The following is a 14,990-nucleotide window of genomic DNA, read 5'->3' as shown; positions in this document are numbered from 1 at the left end:
CTTCTTCCTTCTTCCTTCTTCCTTCTTCCTTCTTCCTTCTTCCTTCTTCCTTCTTCCTTCTTCCTTCTTCCTTCTTTTAGCACTTATCAATCATGTTAAAAAGTTTGTGGTTGACTTGCCGGCGTACTTGTGGCCGGGGGATTTATCTGTTTCTGTCGGTGATTGTGGCTGCGGGTATCTGCGTGATTTCCCCACAACCGACTCAAGCATTTTCTTTGCCGGAACTGATTTTTCGGGGGATTCAAGTTATTCAATTGTCGAATATGTCCGATCGCCAGGAGTTGACTGTTGGCCGACAAATCAATCAGCAGTTGACGAACAGCGAGTTTAAGCTCGATCGCGATCGGGCTACTACAGCATATATCAACCGCATCGGTCAACGGCTGGCAGAGCAAAGCACACGCCCGAATATTCCTTATACTTTTCAGGTGATTGACGACAACAATATTAATGCTTTTGCGACGATGGGCGGTTTTGTTTATGTAAATAAGGGTTTGATGGCGGCGGCGGATAATGAGGCGGAATTAGCAAGTGTGATCGCCCACGAAATCGGGCATATTAGTGCTCGCCACTCGATTAAACAAATGCGTCAAATGGCGATCGCATCTGGTGTCGCTTCCGCGGCTGGGCTGGATGGTTCTAAGGCGGTGCAGATTGGGGTGGAGTTGGCTTTGCGTCGCCCTCACAGCCGCCAAGCTGAGTATGAGGCGGATCAGTTGGGTTTGCAAACTATGGGGCGATCGGGCTACGCTCAATCTGGGATGGTTGATTTTATGAAAAAGTTGCTCAACCAACCTTCTCCGCCGAGCATTTTGAGCACTCACCCGGCTACTAGCGATCGGATTGCTGCAATCTCCCAGGCTATTGATCCGAATCTGGCTAGCGGTGAGGGTTTGAATAATGCGGATTATAAGCTGGAAATACGTCGGTTGTTGCGAGCTTCGTAGTTTTTGGTAGGGTGTGTTAGCGGTGGGTGAGTTGTGTTGAATTGCGATCGGACTTCAACGCAACTCAACCTACAACTTAATTTAAGCCTCTTGAACAACAGAAATCAACTGAGCTTTCGACTGAGCTTTCGGAAGTGGAATCTGCGGCTTCAATTGTCTAACAACTTCATCAAACGGCAAAATTCGGACTTGATTGTTAAACACATTTACCTGGTAAACTCTGCGGTAATTCAGGTCAAATCCAGTCAGCCAGCCACTTTTGGGATGATAAGCGCCCGTGTCAATATCCAGCCACCCTTGGCCCCTGACTAATTCACCAGGCCTCACACCCTCAAAGGTAAAAGTGATCGTGTGACCGGTAATAATTAATTTATCTGGGAAATACGGTTTCGGTATGGTGTGAAATTCTTTGCGAATCCAGCACAATTGTTCGCTCGACTGTTTGTGAATTGGCATAGTCGGATGCACACCCGCGTGCACCAGCCAGATATCGCCTAAGTCTAAATGCGTTGGGAGCGATCGCAACCATTCTAAGTGTTTGTACGGCATCATCCCTGTATCCTTGTAGCTGGCGACAGTCGCATCGCCACCGCTGTATAGCCAAGATTGCCACGCCCGCAGATCCACTGACGGCCCCGACAAAGCATCTAACATCAGTTGTTCGTGGTTTCCCAGCAAAGTTTGGTAGGGGCTTTGCTCCACAAAATCTAATACCTGAGCGCTTTTCGGCCCGCGATCGATTAAATCTCCCAAAAAATATACGCGATCCTCCGAGCTCGGGGCGAGTGCCTCTAGCAAAAGCATTAAGCCATCGTAATGCCCGTGTACGTCCCCAATAACAATGCGCCGGTGCTCCACTGTGTTTATCCGCTTTTCTGACTCGAAACCTTAATTACTAGCTTATAGCATCTGATTTAGCTGCTATTTCCTCCGATCTTTGGCTGAGGAGGGGTGTCACCCATTATACTGCTTTTATAAAGATTTAGTAAAGTTCTTCCAATTCCGTTTGCGTAGTTACGGATCCCAACACTCGAAAGCTCTTAATTGCGTTTTTGCAACTCCTGTTACTGAGTCAAAGCTGTAGGGTGCGTCAGCTAATGGCTGACGCACCCTACAATACTGTTAATTAAGTGATTGCGAAAAAACAATAGTATCTTGTAGCGGTGGGTTTAGCTAAGAATCACTCCTATACAAGCCAGTTGATCAAGGCAAAACCCGCCCTCCCCATCAGAGCTTTATTTGTACCCACCTATTGAGTCAAAGCTTTGAGGAAAGTCTGCATTTCTGCTAACAAACCTTTCTTTTTTAGCGGTTTTGCAGGTGCGGTGGAATTGGGATCGGCGACTCCCATCCCTTTCGCTAAAATCCTTTCTAAATCGTCTCCCACGGGCTTTTGGGCTGTTTCCGAAATTAATTCGTATTCGTCGTTGATTTCCAGCCAGACTTGCCAGGGTTGCGGGTAACAGCGGAATAAAGCCGCTGTGTCTAGGGGTCTAATGTAGTAGCAAGATTCGATTTTGCTCAGGAATCGATCGCGCAACTGACGGCCTGCATAGCCTATACCTATAGTAGCAACATCTTCGAGGCGCGGGTTGAGCAAGATCACAGGGCGGCCCGCCGCAGCTATGTAAAGTTTTTCGACTTGCGACACCTCTACCGCGGCTGGATTCACCAACAAAAACATTTCATCTTCCGGTGCGATGTTATCTTCAACAGGAGTGCGGCTGCTGCCCAAATCACTTATTTTAAAAGGTACTTCTCCCCAATCGCGGCGGGCGAGGGCTGCGGCACCAGCATCGGGAAAAAAGACTTTCACCCCGGAATGACTCTCCTCAAATTCTGGTAAGAATTGTTCCGTGATAGACTGTGCTTGCAGGGCGATTTCGGGAAAGACTAATTCGACTTGCAGGAGATTTTGGCCATCCGAGAGGGCGGCGGCGGTTGCTATGCGCGATTGGGCGATCGCATCATTGAGATCATTGGGCAGTTCTGTCATTAATCTTATTATTTGTACTCGACTTTTCTTAATCCAATTTTACCGCATTAAGAACGCTGAGCGTGGAAATCTTAATATTAACAAATAATCAAAATCTTGTGGGTGGCTTTGAGCAGCACCCAGAATATGCAATTCAAATATGCAACAGTTTAAGCGACAAAAGCTAACACCGACACAGGCGAACCGGAACCTCCCAAAAGGCGTAATCTTCCGATCGCCAAAGTGAAGTCAGCCGCAGGTAACAAGTCAAGATTTGCCAGATTTTCCAGCACAATTCGCTGTTTTTGCAATACCAGTTTGTTAACTGCAAAACTTTCATCTTGTCCGGGATCGACTCCGTGAGTGTCAATACCAATTCCGGCAATTAAGCGCTCTTCTAGCAAAAATTGAGTTGCAGCTTGACCAAATCCGGGAAAGTGGCAAATTCCCCGCTCGTCAGGATTGAAAAATGCTGGCTCGTCATCCCATTTTGCTTGCCATCCAGTATACAATAAAACTAGATTTTCCGGTTCTATAAGTTTGTGCTGCTGTTCCCAACTCAATACATCATCTATCGTTAAAGTGTAGTCTGGATTGGCAAGACTTTGCTCGCGAATGTCGATCGCAATTCCCGACAAAACTAGCGACTGTGGCGCATAACTATCAACACTCGCGCCTGCTGAATCGAAGGTATTGGGTGCGTTGATGTGAGTGCCGCTGTGTTCTCCCATTGAGAATTTTCGCAGGAAATAGCCGTTTTTGTCTATTTCAGATACAGTTTCAAATTCTGTCGCTGGATCTCCAGGCCAGATCGGAATATTTGGATGAATTGCATGGCTTAAGTCTATAATGTCACGGTAGGCGATCGTTTTTAAATTGTTTGAATTAAAGTTGTTTGTCATCGGCACAAAAACTGACGTTATTTTAATATACATCTTGGTAGGACGGGCAAGATACCAATCCCACAATTTTCTTGGCTTGTGGAATGAGCCGGAGAGCCCGTTCCCGATTCAAATCAAAATCATCTTAGCTGAATCACCCTACAATGCGATCGAGCTCCGCGACCATCACATCCTTGGTTTGCCCGGAAACAGTATACACCAAAGCCTCACGATAAACTCTCCCAGCCGGATGCAGCGTACCGTTAGCCGCACCGCTAGAAACCACCACCGCAGCGTGCCCGCACCGCACCGCTAAATCAATGGCTTCCGCTCGGAGGGCTAATTGTTCTGCTTTTGAGCTATGTTGAGATTGTAGGAAATGCTGTTTTAGCCGATCGAGCTTCTGCTCTAATTTTTGGCAAGCCGCCGCTATTACAGGTGAATCTTTAGAAGTCGCCGCCGCTGAAATTACATCCAATCCCGCTCGAATACAGCCAAAAGTAGCCGGAACAAAATTCAGGATATTTTTGCTGTCGTTTTCCGCAATCCACCCAACAGGTTTAACCGCAATTATTTCCGATTCATGCAGCAACCAATTATCGAGAGTTGCTGTCACAGTATTAGTCGAGTTCATGGCGATTAACTGCATGATTTCGCTGACAGCTATTTTACCATATTCACGATCGATATTGGCAAAAGGTAGCACACCAAAAACCGCGCGATTGTCTGGAAGTACCGCAGCCACAATAAATTTTTGAAATAAGCCAAAACCTGTAATCCAAGGAACATTCCCCGATAGTAAATAGCCATTTGATGCGGGAGTTGCAGTGACTGCCGGTTTGCCCGATCGCCTTAAATGCGAAAACCCAACACCCAAGCGTAACTCTTTTTGGGCGATCGGGCCCAAGTATCTACTTTTTAGCATTTCATTGCCGCTGCTGGCAATCATCGCAGTTGCGCTGTGGTGCTGAGTTTGCAGGAAAGACAAAGCGCCGGAATATCGAGCCGTCAATTCCTGATATTGGTAAAAAAGCTCCGGTGGAATGTCCGCGCCGCCCCATTTTTGGGGAACTCGCAGCGCTAAGAGCGATCGATTTTCCAATCCAGAAAGTGCTTTTTTCAGTGCTTCCGAGTCGTTATCGATAACTTCTGCGTGGGGTGATATGCACTCTTGCAGGTAAGTTTCTGTGCAGTTGAGAATATCTTGAAAATCCATTTTTTATAACTTATTTTTGATGACAATTATTGGCTTATAATCATTCTGGGACGGCATTTTGCCCGCCTCACAACCAACTTATTTTTATTTTTGATTATAATTATTGAGTTATAATGATTGTGGGACGGGCATCTTGCCCATCCCAAAACCAACTTATTCCCAAACTTTCCAAGGAGCCTTCCCTTCATCCCAAAGCTCATTTAAATACTTATATTCCCGATAAGTATCCATCGCAAAAAAGAAGCCATCATGACGGTAAGCCATCAACTGTCCCTCTGCCGCCAAACGCTGCATCGGCTCCTGTTCTAAAACACAATCATCCCCACCCAAATACTCAAATACCCGGCGGTTAAATATAATATATCCAACACTAATCCATCCGTCTATTTGAGGTTTTTCAGCAAATTCTCGTACTTGACCTTCACTATCAACATCCAAAATTCCAAAACGCGAAATCGGGCGAAATGTAGTCACAGTTGCCAGCTTACCATGAGACTTGTGAAACTCCATCAATTTCTCAATATTGACATCAGCAACTCCATCACCATATGTCACCATGAAATTCTCGTCATCGATATATTTTTCGATCCGTTTTACCCGCCCTCCCGTCAAGCTTTCTGCGCCAGTGTCAGCCAGCGTTACATGAAAATCTTGTTCGCGATGTTCCTGCTGATAAGTGATGCTATTTTTGCGTCCCAGACATATCGTAAAGTCATTGTTCATGGCTTCATAATTCAGGAAATATTCCTTAATCATGTTCCCGCGATAGCCCAAGCACACAATAAAGTTTTGAAAGCCGTAGTGGGCATAGATTTTCATGATGTGCCAAATAATCGGGCGCCCGCCGACATCAACTAGAGGTTTGGGGCGAAATTCTGTTTCTTCTCTGAGACGAGTACCAAGACCACCAGCCAGGATGACTACTTGCATTTTTTCAAATTTTTAAAGATAATCAATTAATCTATCATCAATCCTCACTGATTTTTTCAAAGAATTATTAACATTTTTTCATGGTGAAGCTTTGTCAACCACAAACATCACGAACTATTCTCAATTATCGTAGGGTGCGCAATGCGCACCGCCTACTTAAATGCTGCGCGCAATTCATAACTCACTAATGCTAAAGTAGGAAATAGATAAAAAACAGTAGACTACTATACTGAAGATCAGAAACCGCAATGAAAACTCAACTCGATCGCCTAAAACAGTTTTTAGGTATGATATGCGCGATCGTCTCAATAATTATCGTATTCCAATCGGCAATACCTGGTGTTTACGCCACGGTTATTGAGTCGGAAATCTCCACCATACCACAAACCACGGTAGCTTTTGTGCCTAGCATACCGGGCGGCGGATTGGATGTTCACGAAGCCGCAGGAGGACATACTTTAGAGCGACACGTTGGCAAAACAGAAGCACAACTAGGACAGCGACTCGCAAGCGAAACGAAAATTTCTGCCGCATCTTCCTTTACTGACCGTTCCGTCGCGGAAGCGGCCATTGCGGAAGCAATGAACAGAAATCAAAGTGCGATCGACTCCTGGATGAAAAGTCGAGGTAATCGTTATACGATCGACTATAACGGCAACAGAATAATTGGTATTACTTTACGCCTCCGCGCATCCAAAGCAACTTCAACATCTCGCCTGAGAATTGTCCTCCAGCGCAGCGCCAAATTACCTCCCGGATACTTTATTCTCACAGCTTATCCCCAATGATCGATCAATTTCCTAATTTAACCCAATTTTTCAGTTCCTACTTTCACCAAGACTGGCCACTAGAAGCTGAAACTCCCAGCGATGTAGTAAAAAACTACCTAAGCAGCGAACCGCCCGAAAGTATTGAAGCTACATCAGAAGAACTTAGCAAATTGCTAGAAATGCCGATTTCAGAACCAGATTTAGAAACATTCATGCTCGATGAATTAGGCTGTTATTATGACCCAAACTCAGAGAATCAAACAGCCAGAGAATGGTTGGAATCTGTGCAAAAATATTTGAATAATCTCAGCTAAACTCTATAGGTTTTTAGGTACTGGAAAAAATTCACTTTTCGCCGAAGCCAGATCCCCCTAAATCCCCCTTAAGAAGGGGGACTTTGAGAAGAAAGGCTCTTTTCCCCCCTTTTTTAAGGGGGTTAGGGGGGATCTAAGGCTTGATAGTCAACAAGTAACCTTCATGAACATTGAAGTTAGGAATAACATAAGTCAAGCTGTTTCTATCAACCGAAACACTTACTTCTTTAACCGTGACCAGCTTTTTCACAGCCCCTTCTAGATTGTTGGGAATCTTCTCTAATTTGAGACTAACTTTTTGACCCTTTTGAATACCTAGCTGCTGCAAATTCATCAGATTCAACGTAACGGTTGTTGCTGACGAATAATTGCGATCGAAATAACCCAAAAGCACCTGTGCTTTACCTTCAGAATTTGACTTACTGGCTAAAGCTACAAGGCGATCATGATCTGACTTACTTAGCACCCGCGAATTAACTCCATCAGCATAAGCTTTGTAAGTCCACCAAGCAGCCCTCGGCTCAAAAGTATTAGGCGTAACCATCCCACTCAGCGTATTATTGAAGCAATTGCTAACTTTTTTACCGACTGTTGTATCCCAACAAGCTCTGCAAGCACCATCAGCTTTTGCATACTCCAAATTAGACAAATAACCTAAAATTTCCCCCGGTTGATACTGCGCTAATTCTCCAACAATTTCGTTGACATAAATCTTTTGCAACTTCAGTTCCTTGTAAGAAGGACTTTGTTGAAAATTGCGCTTGGCATCGAATAGGTGGTCGTCCACAAATAAAATTATGGTATCGTTTAGTTCGTGCCAAGCTAGAAAATTCACTTCTAGTTTATTGGCTTTACAGTAATCCAAAAAAGCCGCGAGATATTCTTTGTTGTAAGTGCTGATGCTCGGCCCGCCAATCATGGCTGACGGCCCCAATTCTTCCCGCAAGATTTTGTAAGCTCTTTTGTAAGTTTCAAAGAATTGTTCTCTGCTTCCCTTCCAAAACGGATTTACTAAGTCCGGTTCGTTCCAGATATCCCAAATAATTTTTTTGCCCTTATTTTGCTGGGCTAACTGTCGGATGAAGGCTTCCCACGCGGGATAATTTTGATAGGGCCAGCCTTTGGGATTGCTACCATAGCCCCACAAGTCACTGACTAATAGTTGAAATTCGGCTCCGCTGGCGATTACGCGATCGTAAATATCGAGTCTTCCGGCGCGCCACAGCTTCGGCTGCAAGGGCTTGACCAAGCTGTCCGGGGGGTTGCTGGGGTCGATTCCGTGCAGGATGCCGCTCATGGACGTGATGCCGGTGGCTGGTTGTCCAAAATCGACTGTGACGTTCGATCGCATTTGGGCGATCGCATTTGGCTGTCCAAAATACGCGATTAACAGGACAGTTACCACAGCTAAGCAAATTGGCAGCAGTTTATTAATAGGTTTGAACTTGAAGGTGAATTGCATATTGTATGTGGTGGCGAATAGAAAAAGACTTCAATGCAATAAAGGTATGTAGTTGCGCTTGGGCGCTTTTTTCTATATGAAAGAACGCCCAAGCGAAACAACGTACCTCAAATTTTTAGGAATCAAACTCAAAAAGTTCTAACGAACAGACAAAGCAACTTCAAAACCCTGTACTAATTCCATTAATTCTTGCCAAGCTTCGGAATTAATTAACGAACAAGTATCAAGTTGACCACCCTTTTCTGAAGATAAGGCAACAAAATTTGTGATCCAACTCAAGATAGTTTCGCTTGTCAACAATGGCGTGCATTTCCAAGCTGACTGCAACTTGTCAAGCATCCCAGACTGATCTCCGCGATCCCAAGCTTGCCATGCCTGCCATACTAGATAATAGTAATAGAGCATACTGTCAACTTTTTCGATCTGCTTTTGGACTTTGGGGGCGATCCTCTTCGAGGGGTTCGCTAACGCAAATTCATCTTGATTGCCGCTAGCAGACAAGACTTGGGCGACAACTTCTGCGTATTCCAAAACCATCCGTTCTTCCTTAAAAAGCTCTTCTGCCCGCAGTTTACAAGCTTGTCCTGCTAGTCTCCGCAATTCAGGATTTTGGGCCCAGAGTTCTACCGTTGCAGCTAACTCTTGTGCTGTCTGTTGCGAATCAATTGTCGGATCGGCGATTAACTTTCCGGTATCTCCCAACTCTTCAGGAATGCCGCTGACTGCTGTAGCAATTACGGGCAATCCTTTCGCCATTGCTTCCATCACTGCTAGCGGCATTCCCTCTGCTTTGGATGATAAAATAAAGATGTCGCTGGCATCTAACCAATCGGCAATATCCCACCGCTGACCGATAAATTTAACTTGTTCGGTGACTCCTAATTGGCTGACGGTTGCTCTCAATTCCGGCTCCATATTATCGTGAGTGGTGGAACCTGGGCCGGCCCAAACGAAATATAGCTGGGGCCAAATTGGTAGATTTTTCAGTTTGGCGATCGCCTGCAATTGATACTGATATCCTTTAATTGGAGTCAGTCTGGCCGCCGTGAAACAAACCACAGCCTCTTCGGGGATGCCTTGTTCTTGGCGCAGGCGTTGGCGAGTTGAGAGATTGGGCGGTTCAAAGTAATTGTTCGGCCTGCCGTAATAAATGACTTTTCCCTGTTCCAGAGGCATTTTGAACAAACTCTTGAACAAGTTTAAATTTTCGTGGGAAACAGCGATTGCGGCTTTGGCTAAATTGTACTGATAGGCCACTGCATCGAAATAGGGAACTTGATCGCCGCGGTTGAAATGTTGATAAGTGCGATCGATATAACCGAGAGTAATTACATAAGGTATGTTTTGCTTGATCGCAACTTGTTTCGCCGCAAAATTTGCCATCGGCCAGCCATCGCTAAATATAATTAAATCCGGTTGAGCTTCCGCATAAATTCTTTCAGCATCCGTACAATTGTAGGCAATTCGCAAAAACTCCCTCATTGTATCGAACTCCAGCCAAATATGCTCGATACCTAGCTGCTGCTGTTCGGTAATTAAAGGATTAGAAGCTTTAGTTTGCACGCTAGTAACTCGGTAGCCGTCCGCTGCTAATTTGCAAAGCAGCGAGTGGTTGAACTGCGCCAAACCACCGATTCCGTGGTCTTCTGCGTACAGCAGTACGTGCGGTGCAAGTTTGCGGCCAATTGAACTAGGCGCTGATTTAAATTGATAGATATTGTTGACAGCCTCCGCTACTATGTCTTGCCATTCTTGTAAATTGGTTAAGGCATAGGCATCAAAATTGTTGCTGTATTCTTGCGAAGAAACTCTAAAAGTTTCCAACCATTTAAAAACAGTTTCAGATCCACTATAAGGAGTATAGTACAGAGATTTTCTCAAGCACTCGACCATCTCTGCCAAATATCCGTCGCGATACATTCGCCACGCTATCCACACTAAACACTTGTAACGTTCTGCATTTTTTAATTGGCGTATGCGATCGGGCAAGTCTGGTCTGGCGAAGAAGTTATCCATCACAATTTCCATACTTTTCATAACTTTTTGCCCACCGGACATCAGATTTTGATCATGCTGGCGATAGCAGGTTAATATCTCTTTCAACCAAACACATTTGCAGCCTTTTAAAGTCAAACGCAAAGCAAAATCTAAATCTTCTGTTGGCGGAAAGCGAGGGTCAAAACCGCCCAGACGTTCCCACCACTCGCGTCGCAGCATTATCGCGCTGGGACGCACACTTTTGTACAAGACAAAGGTTTCTAAATTTAAGTTTGGCGAATCTTCCCAAGGCATGGCTGGGTAGATATCTTTTCCGGTTTCATCGACCATTAACCAGCCGTTTTGTACCATCCCTAAAGAGGGGTTAGCTTCAAAACAAGCAATTTGTTTGGCGAGTTTTTCCGGCAGAAAAAAGTCGTCGGCATCTAGAAAAGCTAAAAATTCGCCTTTAGCCAGTTCGCAAGCGCGATTTCGAGCTATTGCAGCTCCTTGATTTTCCTGATAGACATACTGAATCAAATCGCCGTAAGGGTCTAAAACTTGGCGAGTGTTGTCTGTAGAACCATCGTCTATGACAATAATTTCCCAGTTTTTGTAAGTTTGATCTAAAACGCTTTCGACCGCTCTAACAATGTAGCGCTCGCTGTTGTAGGTCGGGATAATGACGCTGACCCGCGTTGTTTTTTTTGGAAGTATGCTAGTCATTAACTGTTGCCATTGTGGTAAGTTTCTTAAAGATTGGGAATCGAGAGTAAGCCCGTAAGCTTTAGAGATAGAATCCAGACGTTTGATCCAATTTATTACAGTTTCTGCGGGAGAATAAGGACTGTAGCTAAAAGATTTTTGGTAAAATTCAACTGCTTCTACTGGATAGCCACTATAGTACAATTGCCACGCCATCCAAGTCAATGCTTCGTAGAAAGCCGGATTTTCTAAATCGCGGATGTGCTGCGGCAAATCAGGACGAGCGAAAAATTGCTGTTTTAAGGTAATAAAAAGATTTGCTTGTTTGAGGGCTTTTTTTATTGATACATTTTGGTCGTGCTGGCGGTAGGATACTGTCACTTGAGGCAGCCAAGCTGCTGCACAACCCAACACTGCTAAACGTAGGACTAAATCTGAATCGTCTACTGAATCAAATTCTGAATTAAACCCGCTTGCAATTTCTAGCCACTGGCGCGAAAACATCATGGCGCTGGGAAGTACGGGCATTTCTACTATCCAAGTTTCTAAGTCTAATTTGGGGAAATACTCCCAAGGTTTGATATCTGAAATTCTCTCGCCTTGTTTGTTAACTAAACGCCAGCCGCTGTTGACAATTCCTAATGATGGTTGCTGGCGAAACAGCGCTATTTGTGCTGCTAATTTATCTGGCAAAAAGAAGTCATCTTGATCTAAAAATGCTATGAATTCGCCTTTTGCTTCCTGAATTCCTCGGTTGCGGGCGGCTGCTACTCCTTGATTTTCCTGATAAATGTAGCGAATTCTGTCAAAATAAGGCTGCAATACCTGATGTGTCTCATCTGTCGAACCGTCGTCTACAACAATAATTTCCCAATCTGTAAAGGTTTGGCTTAGGCCGCTTTCTACGGCTTGCACGATGTAGCGATCGCCATTGTATGCTGGTATAATTACGCTGACTTGCGGTGTCTGAGTCGCTGCTGACATTATTTACCTCGCTGTTAAGTAGAAGGAAGAAGGAAGAAGGAAGAAGGAAGAAGGAAGAGGGAAGAAGACATATACAGCAAGCTTGAGCGCGAGTCGTATTTTGCGTTTTATGCGTGGATTTACTTAACCTGTTGCTATCTTAGTTTAATCGAAATTGGTTTTTCCTTAACTTTTATGCAAATTAACTTAAAGTTCGATCGCACAAATGGTCATGCAGGCGATACGGTATTTACAGCTAAGCAGATGTCTGTGCATGAGTTAAAACTTAGACAAGTTTTGCTCTACAATCATACATGGAATTATTACTAAACAGGAACGCAAAAAGTGAATTCAGAAATAGTAGCACTAGATTCTCAACAACAGGCAGAAATATATTTAGCTTTAGGGCAGTTGGATCGGGCGATCGCACTTTGCCACCAAATTCTCGCATCCCACCCCGATTCCGCCGAGACTTGCAAAACCCTAGGAAAGGCGCTGCAAGCTCAGGGTAAGCTAGAAGACGCGCGGTATTGGTATAAAGTTGCGATCGCCCAAAAACCCGATTTTGCCGAAGCTTTTGCTAACCTCGGCACAGTCTGCGCTAGTTTGCAACAGTGGCAAGAGGCGATCGACTGTTACCAAAAAGCGATCGCCCTGCAACCAGACTTTGCAGGATTTTACCGCAATTTGAGCCGAATATTTACCGAAGTCGGTCAAGCTGAGCAAGCAGCCGACTGTTGGTATCAAGCACTCAGCGTGGAACCGATCGAAATACCGGAAGAATATCTAGATTTGGGCAATACTTTGTTGGCACAAAACAAGCCAGAAAAAGCCCTAGTTTGTTACCACCGCACTATTTATTTAAACTCTAGTTGTTGTGAGGCTTACTGCAAATTGGCAGAAGCTGCTAGCGCGCTGAAACAGTGGGACGAAGCTATTGTTAACTACCGCAAAGCTATTAAGCTTCAACCGGATATTTCCGATTTTTATTACAAATTAGGCAATGTTTTGCAAGCCAAGGGACTATGGAACGAAGCCGATGCTGCCTACCGCGAAAGTATTGAATTGAATCCAAATTCTTTTTGGTCTTACAACAATTTAGGCGAAGTTCTAATGAAGTTAGAGCAATGGCAAGAAGCTGTCATTATCTACCGCACGGCTGTGGAAATTAACCCAGATTTTTCTTGGTCTTACTATAGTATCGGCGAAGCTTGGAGCAAATTAGAAAAATGGTCGGAGTCCGCCGCAGCATACCAGCGCGCTGTTGACTTAGACCCAAATTTTTCGGGTTCTTGTCACAAGTTGGGAGATGCGCTTTTTCAATTAGAAAAATGGTCGGAAGCTGCCGCAGCCTACCAGCAGGCGATCGCCCTTAATTCCGATTTTTTTTGGTCTCATTATAACTTAGCATTAACTTTAGCTAAACTCCAGGATTGGTTGGCAGCAATCTTTGCCTACCAGCGGGCGATCGAACTCAATCCAGATTTTTCTTGGACTTACCACAATTTAGGAGAACCGCTGTTAAAAACCCAGCAGTGGAAAGCAGCAGCTACCGCTTATCAGCGTGCTATTGAACTCAACCCCAATTTTTCTTGGTCTTATTACAATTTAGGCGATGCTTTGACTGAGATCCACAACTGGAATGAGGCTGTTTCTGCTTACCTTTGTGCGCTACAAATCGAGCCAGATCTCCCGAAGATTTACACCAAGTTAGGCGATGCTCTCATCAAAAGAGTTCCGGCAGATTTAGACGCCGCAACCAGTTACTATCACCACGAATTGCCACCACTGCACGCTCCTGAATTTTACTGCGAAATCGCCCAAAAGTTTGCCGAGAGCGATCGCCTAGATGAAGCTACAGTCTTGTACTTGATGGCGTTAGAAATTCGGCCGCAAGATGCCGCAATATCCGGGAAATTAGCGGAAATTTTGGAGAAAAAGGACTCGGCGGGCGATCGCACTATATTATCAGAGTTGGAGAATGACGATATTCGCGATCGCTACATTGCCCGAGTCGTCAAAAATCAGACTTTTGCAGAAGTCGGCGGATTGTGGGGCACCGTCAACGAAAAAGTATCTGTAGCTAGCAAATACGGTGCAGTTTCTCTGACAATGATTGATGCCGCGCCCGCATCCATAAAGATTTGGGATGATTTTCGCGATCGCATGGCAAGTTTAAATATTGCTAATTATAATTGTATCAGTCAAGATATAACTCACATTCAGCTTGCAGAAATTGGCGAGCCTTACGATGTAGTTCATTGTGCAGGAGTTTTCTACCATCACCCCCATCCTTTGCAAATTTTAACCGGCTTGCGTCAAATAACAGGGCAGTATTTAATCTTAACTTCAGCAATTACCCAAGAACTTATAGAAAACGAACGAGGACGCTACGAAATTCCAGCTTCTGGAGTAATCTTCATTCCCGCTTTAGGCGAAGCAGAACGAGCTATCTTAGCAGCTTACTGGCAGCAGTATACCTACGGCACACCAATTCTCGGAGTAATTGAAAAAGCCGTTTTTGATATCAACGACTTTGGGCCGTGGTGGTGGCTGCCTACAGCTTCTGCTTTAGAATCTATGTGCAAAGTAGCTGGATTTAAGGTTTTAGATAAAGGATTGACTTGGTACAATAACGCTCTGACTCTACTGCTGGGGGTTTAAGGATTGTTCATTCAGTTGACGGTTGACAGTTGACAGTTGACAAAAGAACTCCGAGGATTGGAGTAATGAATAGTCTGATTTTAATTTCTCCCTACAAGGGTGGAGGCTTTAAACCAATTCTTTCAAGTAAACGAACAATAACAAAGATTGTGGACAAACCAATGGTTATAAACCCTGTTTTTGAGC

The 14,990-nt window shown here is 44.6% G+C and carries 12 protein-coding genes; 5 read left to right on the top strand and 7 right to left on the bottom strand.

What is annotated here, in order from left to right; all coding sequences use genetic code 11:
• Positions 1–92: 92 nt before the first annotated feature.
• On the top strand, positions 93–947 hold the full coding sequence (locus tag QUB66_RS18450; protein ID WP_332969063.1) for a M48 family metallopeptidase: 855 nt from the start codon (positions 93–95) through the stop codon (positions 945–947).
• Between the two features lie 81 nt (positions 948–1,028).
• Here QUB66_RS18450 and QUB66_RS18445 read toward each other — a convergent pair whose 3' ends face one another.
• From QUB66_RS18445 to rfbF, 5 genes are all read right to left on the bottom strand, one after another.
• Entirely contained in the window at positions 1,029–1,805 is a 777-nt protein-coding gene (locus tag QUB66_RS18445) for a metallophosphoesterase family protein (protein ID WP_265238264.1), read from the bottom strand.
• Positions 1,806–2,196: 391 nt separating this feature from the next.
• Positions 2,197–2,943, bottom strand: coding sequence for a DUF1995 family protein (locus tag QUB66_RS18440; RefSeq protein ID WP_332969062.1), 747 nt, complete (start codon positions 2,941–2,943; stop codon positions 2,197–2,199).
• A gap of 149 nt (positions 2,944–3,092) precedes the next feature.
• Positions 3,093–3,824 (bottom strand): cyclase family protein, encoded by a 732-nt coding sequence (locus QUB66_RS18435; RefSeq protein WP_332969061.1) that lies wholly within the window; start codon positions 3,822–3,824, stop codon positions 3,093–3,095.
• 133 nt (positions 3,825–3,957) lie between these two features.
• On the bottom strand, positions 3,958–5,019 hold the full coding sequence (locus QUB66_RS18430) for an acyl-CoA dehydrogenase family protein (protein ID WP_332969060.1): 1,062 nt from the start codon (positions 5,017–5,019) through the stop codon (positions 3,958–3,960).
• Between the two features lie 153 nt (positions 5,020–5,172).
• Positions 5,173–5,949: a glucose-1-phosphate cytidylyltransferase gene (gene rfbF / locus QUB66_RS18425; protein ID WP_265238272.1), complete on the bottom strand. Its 777-nt coding sequence runs from the start codon at positions 5,947–5,949 to the stop codon at positions 5,173–5,175.
• Positions 5,950–6,197: 248 nt separating this feature from the next.
• Here rfbF and QUB66_RS18420 point away from each other — a divergent pair, with 248 nt between their 5' ends.
• Both QUB66_RS18420 and QUB66_RS18415 read left to right on the top strand, forming a co-directional pair.
• The gene (locus tag QUB66_RS18420) at positions 6,198–6,737 is read left to right on the top strand and encodes an RNase A-like domain-containing protein (RefSeq protein ID WP_332969058.1); all 540 of its coding nucleotides are present in this window, start codon (positions 6,198–6,200) and stop codon (positions 6,735–6,737) included.
• Positions 6,734–7,033, top strand: a complete 300-nt coding sequence (locus QUB66_RS18415; protein WP_265238275.1) for a contact-dependent growth inhibition system immunity protein — start codon at positions 6,734–6,736, stop codon at positions 7,031–7,033. The genes QUB66_RS18420 and QUB66_RS18415 overlap by 4 nt, the downstream gene beginning before the upstream one ends.
• A 133-nt stretch (positions 7,034–7,166) precedes the next feature.
• On the opposite strand, the gene QUB66_RS18410 is transcribed toward QUB66_RS18415, so the two are convergent.
• Together QUB66_RS18410 and QUB66_RS18405 are read right to left on the bottom strand one after the other, a co-directional pair.
• Complete coding sequence (locus QUB66_RS18410; protein WP_332969056.1) at positions 7,167–8,495, bottom strand: GH39 family glycosyl hydrolase; 1,329 nt, start codon at positions 8,493–8,495, stop codon at positions 7,167–7,169.
• A 138-nt stretch (positions 8,496–8,633) separates the two neighbouring features.
• Entirely contained in the window at positions 8,634–12,161 is a 3,528-nt protein-coding gene (locus QUB66_RS18405) for a glycosyltransferase (RefSeq protein WP_332969055.1), read from the bottom strand.
• Positions 12,162–12,335: 174 nt separating this feature from the next.
• Here QUB66_RS18405 and QUB66_RS18400 point away from each other — a divergent pair, with 174 nt between their 5' ends.
• Together QUB66_RS18400 and QUB66_RS18395 are read left to right on the top strand one after the other, a co-directional pair.
• Entirely contained in the window at positions 12,336–12,470 is a 135-nt protein-coding gene (locus QUB66_RS18400) for a hypothetical protein (RefSeq protein WP_332969054.1), read from the top strand.
• A 15-nt stretch (positions 12,471–12,485) separates the two neighbouring features.
• A complete protein-coding gene (locus QUB66_RS18395; RefSeq protein WP_332969053.1) occupies positions 12,486–14,804 on the top strand; it encodes a tetratricopeptide repeat protein in 2,319 nt (772 codons plus the stop codon).
• Positions 14,805–14,990: the final 186 nt, after the last annotated feature.

The organism is Microcoleus sp. A2-C3 (genome assembly GCF_036706065.1).
In the GTDB taxonomy this organism is placed as follows: domain Bacteria; phylum Cyanobacteriota; class Cyanobacteriia; order Cyanobacteriales; family Microcoleaceae; genus Microcoleus.
This window is presented reverse-complemented; position numbering and strand designations above follow the sequence as displayed.

What these genes read in the sequence shown, in the direction of transcription:
- QUB66_RS18450 (WP_332969063.1), top strand. Translation starts at nt 93, where the DNA reads ATGTTAAAAAGTTTGTGGTTGACTTGCCGGCGTACTTGTGGCCGGGGG.
- QUB66_RS18440 (WP_332969062.1), bottom strand. Translation starts at nt 2,943, where the DNA reads ATGACAGAACTGCCCAATGATCTCAATGATGCGATCGCCCAATCGCGC.
- QUB66_RS18435 (WP_332969061.1), bottom strand. Translation starts at nt 3,824, where the DNA reads ATGACAAACAACTTTAATTCAAACAATTTAAAAACGATCGCCTACCGT.
- QUB66_RS18430 (WP_332969060.1), bottom strand. Translation starts at nt 5,019, where the DNA reads ATGGATTTTCAAGATATTCTCAACTGCACAGAAACTTACCTGCAAGAG.
- rfbF (WP_265238272.1), bottom strand. Translation starts at nt 5,949, where the DNA reads ATGCAAGTAGTCATCCTGGCTGGTGGTCTTGGTACTCGTCTCAGAGAA.
- QUB66_RS18420 (WP_332969058.1), top strand. Translation starts at nt 6,198, where the DNA reads ATGAAAACTCAACTCGATCGCCTAAAACAGTTTTTAGGTATGATATGC.
- QUB66_RS18415 (WP_265238275.1), top strand. Translation starts at nt 6,734, where the DNA reads ATGATCGATCAATTTCCTAATTTAACCCAATTTTTCAGTTCCTACTTT.
- QUB66_RS18410 (WP_332969056.1), bottom strand. Translation starts at nt 8,495, where the DNA reads ATGCAATTCACCTTCAAGTTCAAACCTATTAATAAACTGCTGCCAATT.
- QUB66_RS18405 (WP_332969055.1), bottom strand. Translation starts at nt 12,161, where the DNA reads ATGTCAGCAGCGACTCAGACACCGCAAGTCAGCGTAATTATACCAGCA.
- QUB66_RS18400 (WP_332969054.1), top strand. Translation starts at nt 12,336, where the DNA reads ATGCAAATTAACTTAAAGTTCGATCGCACAAATGGTCATGCAGGCGAT.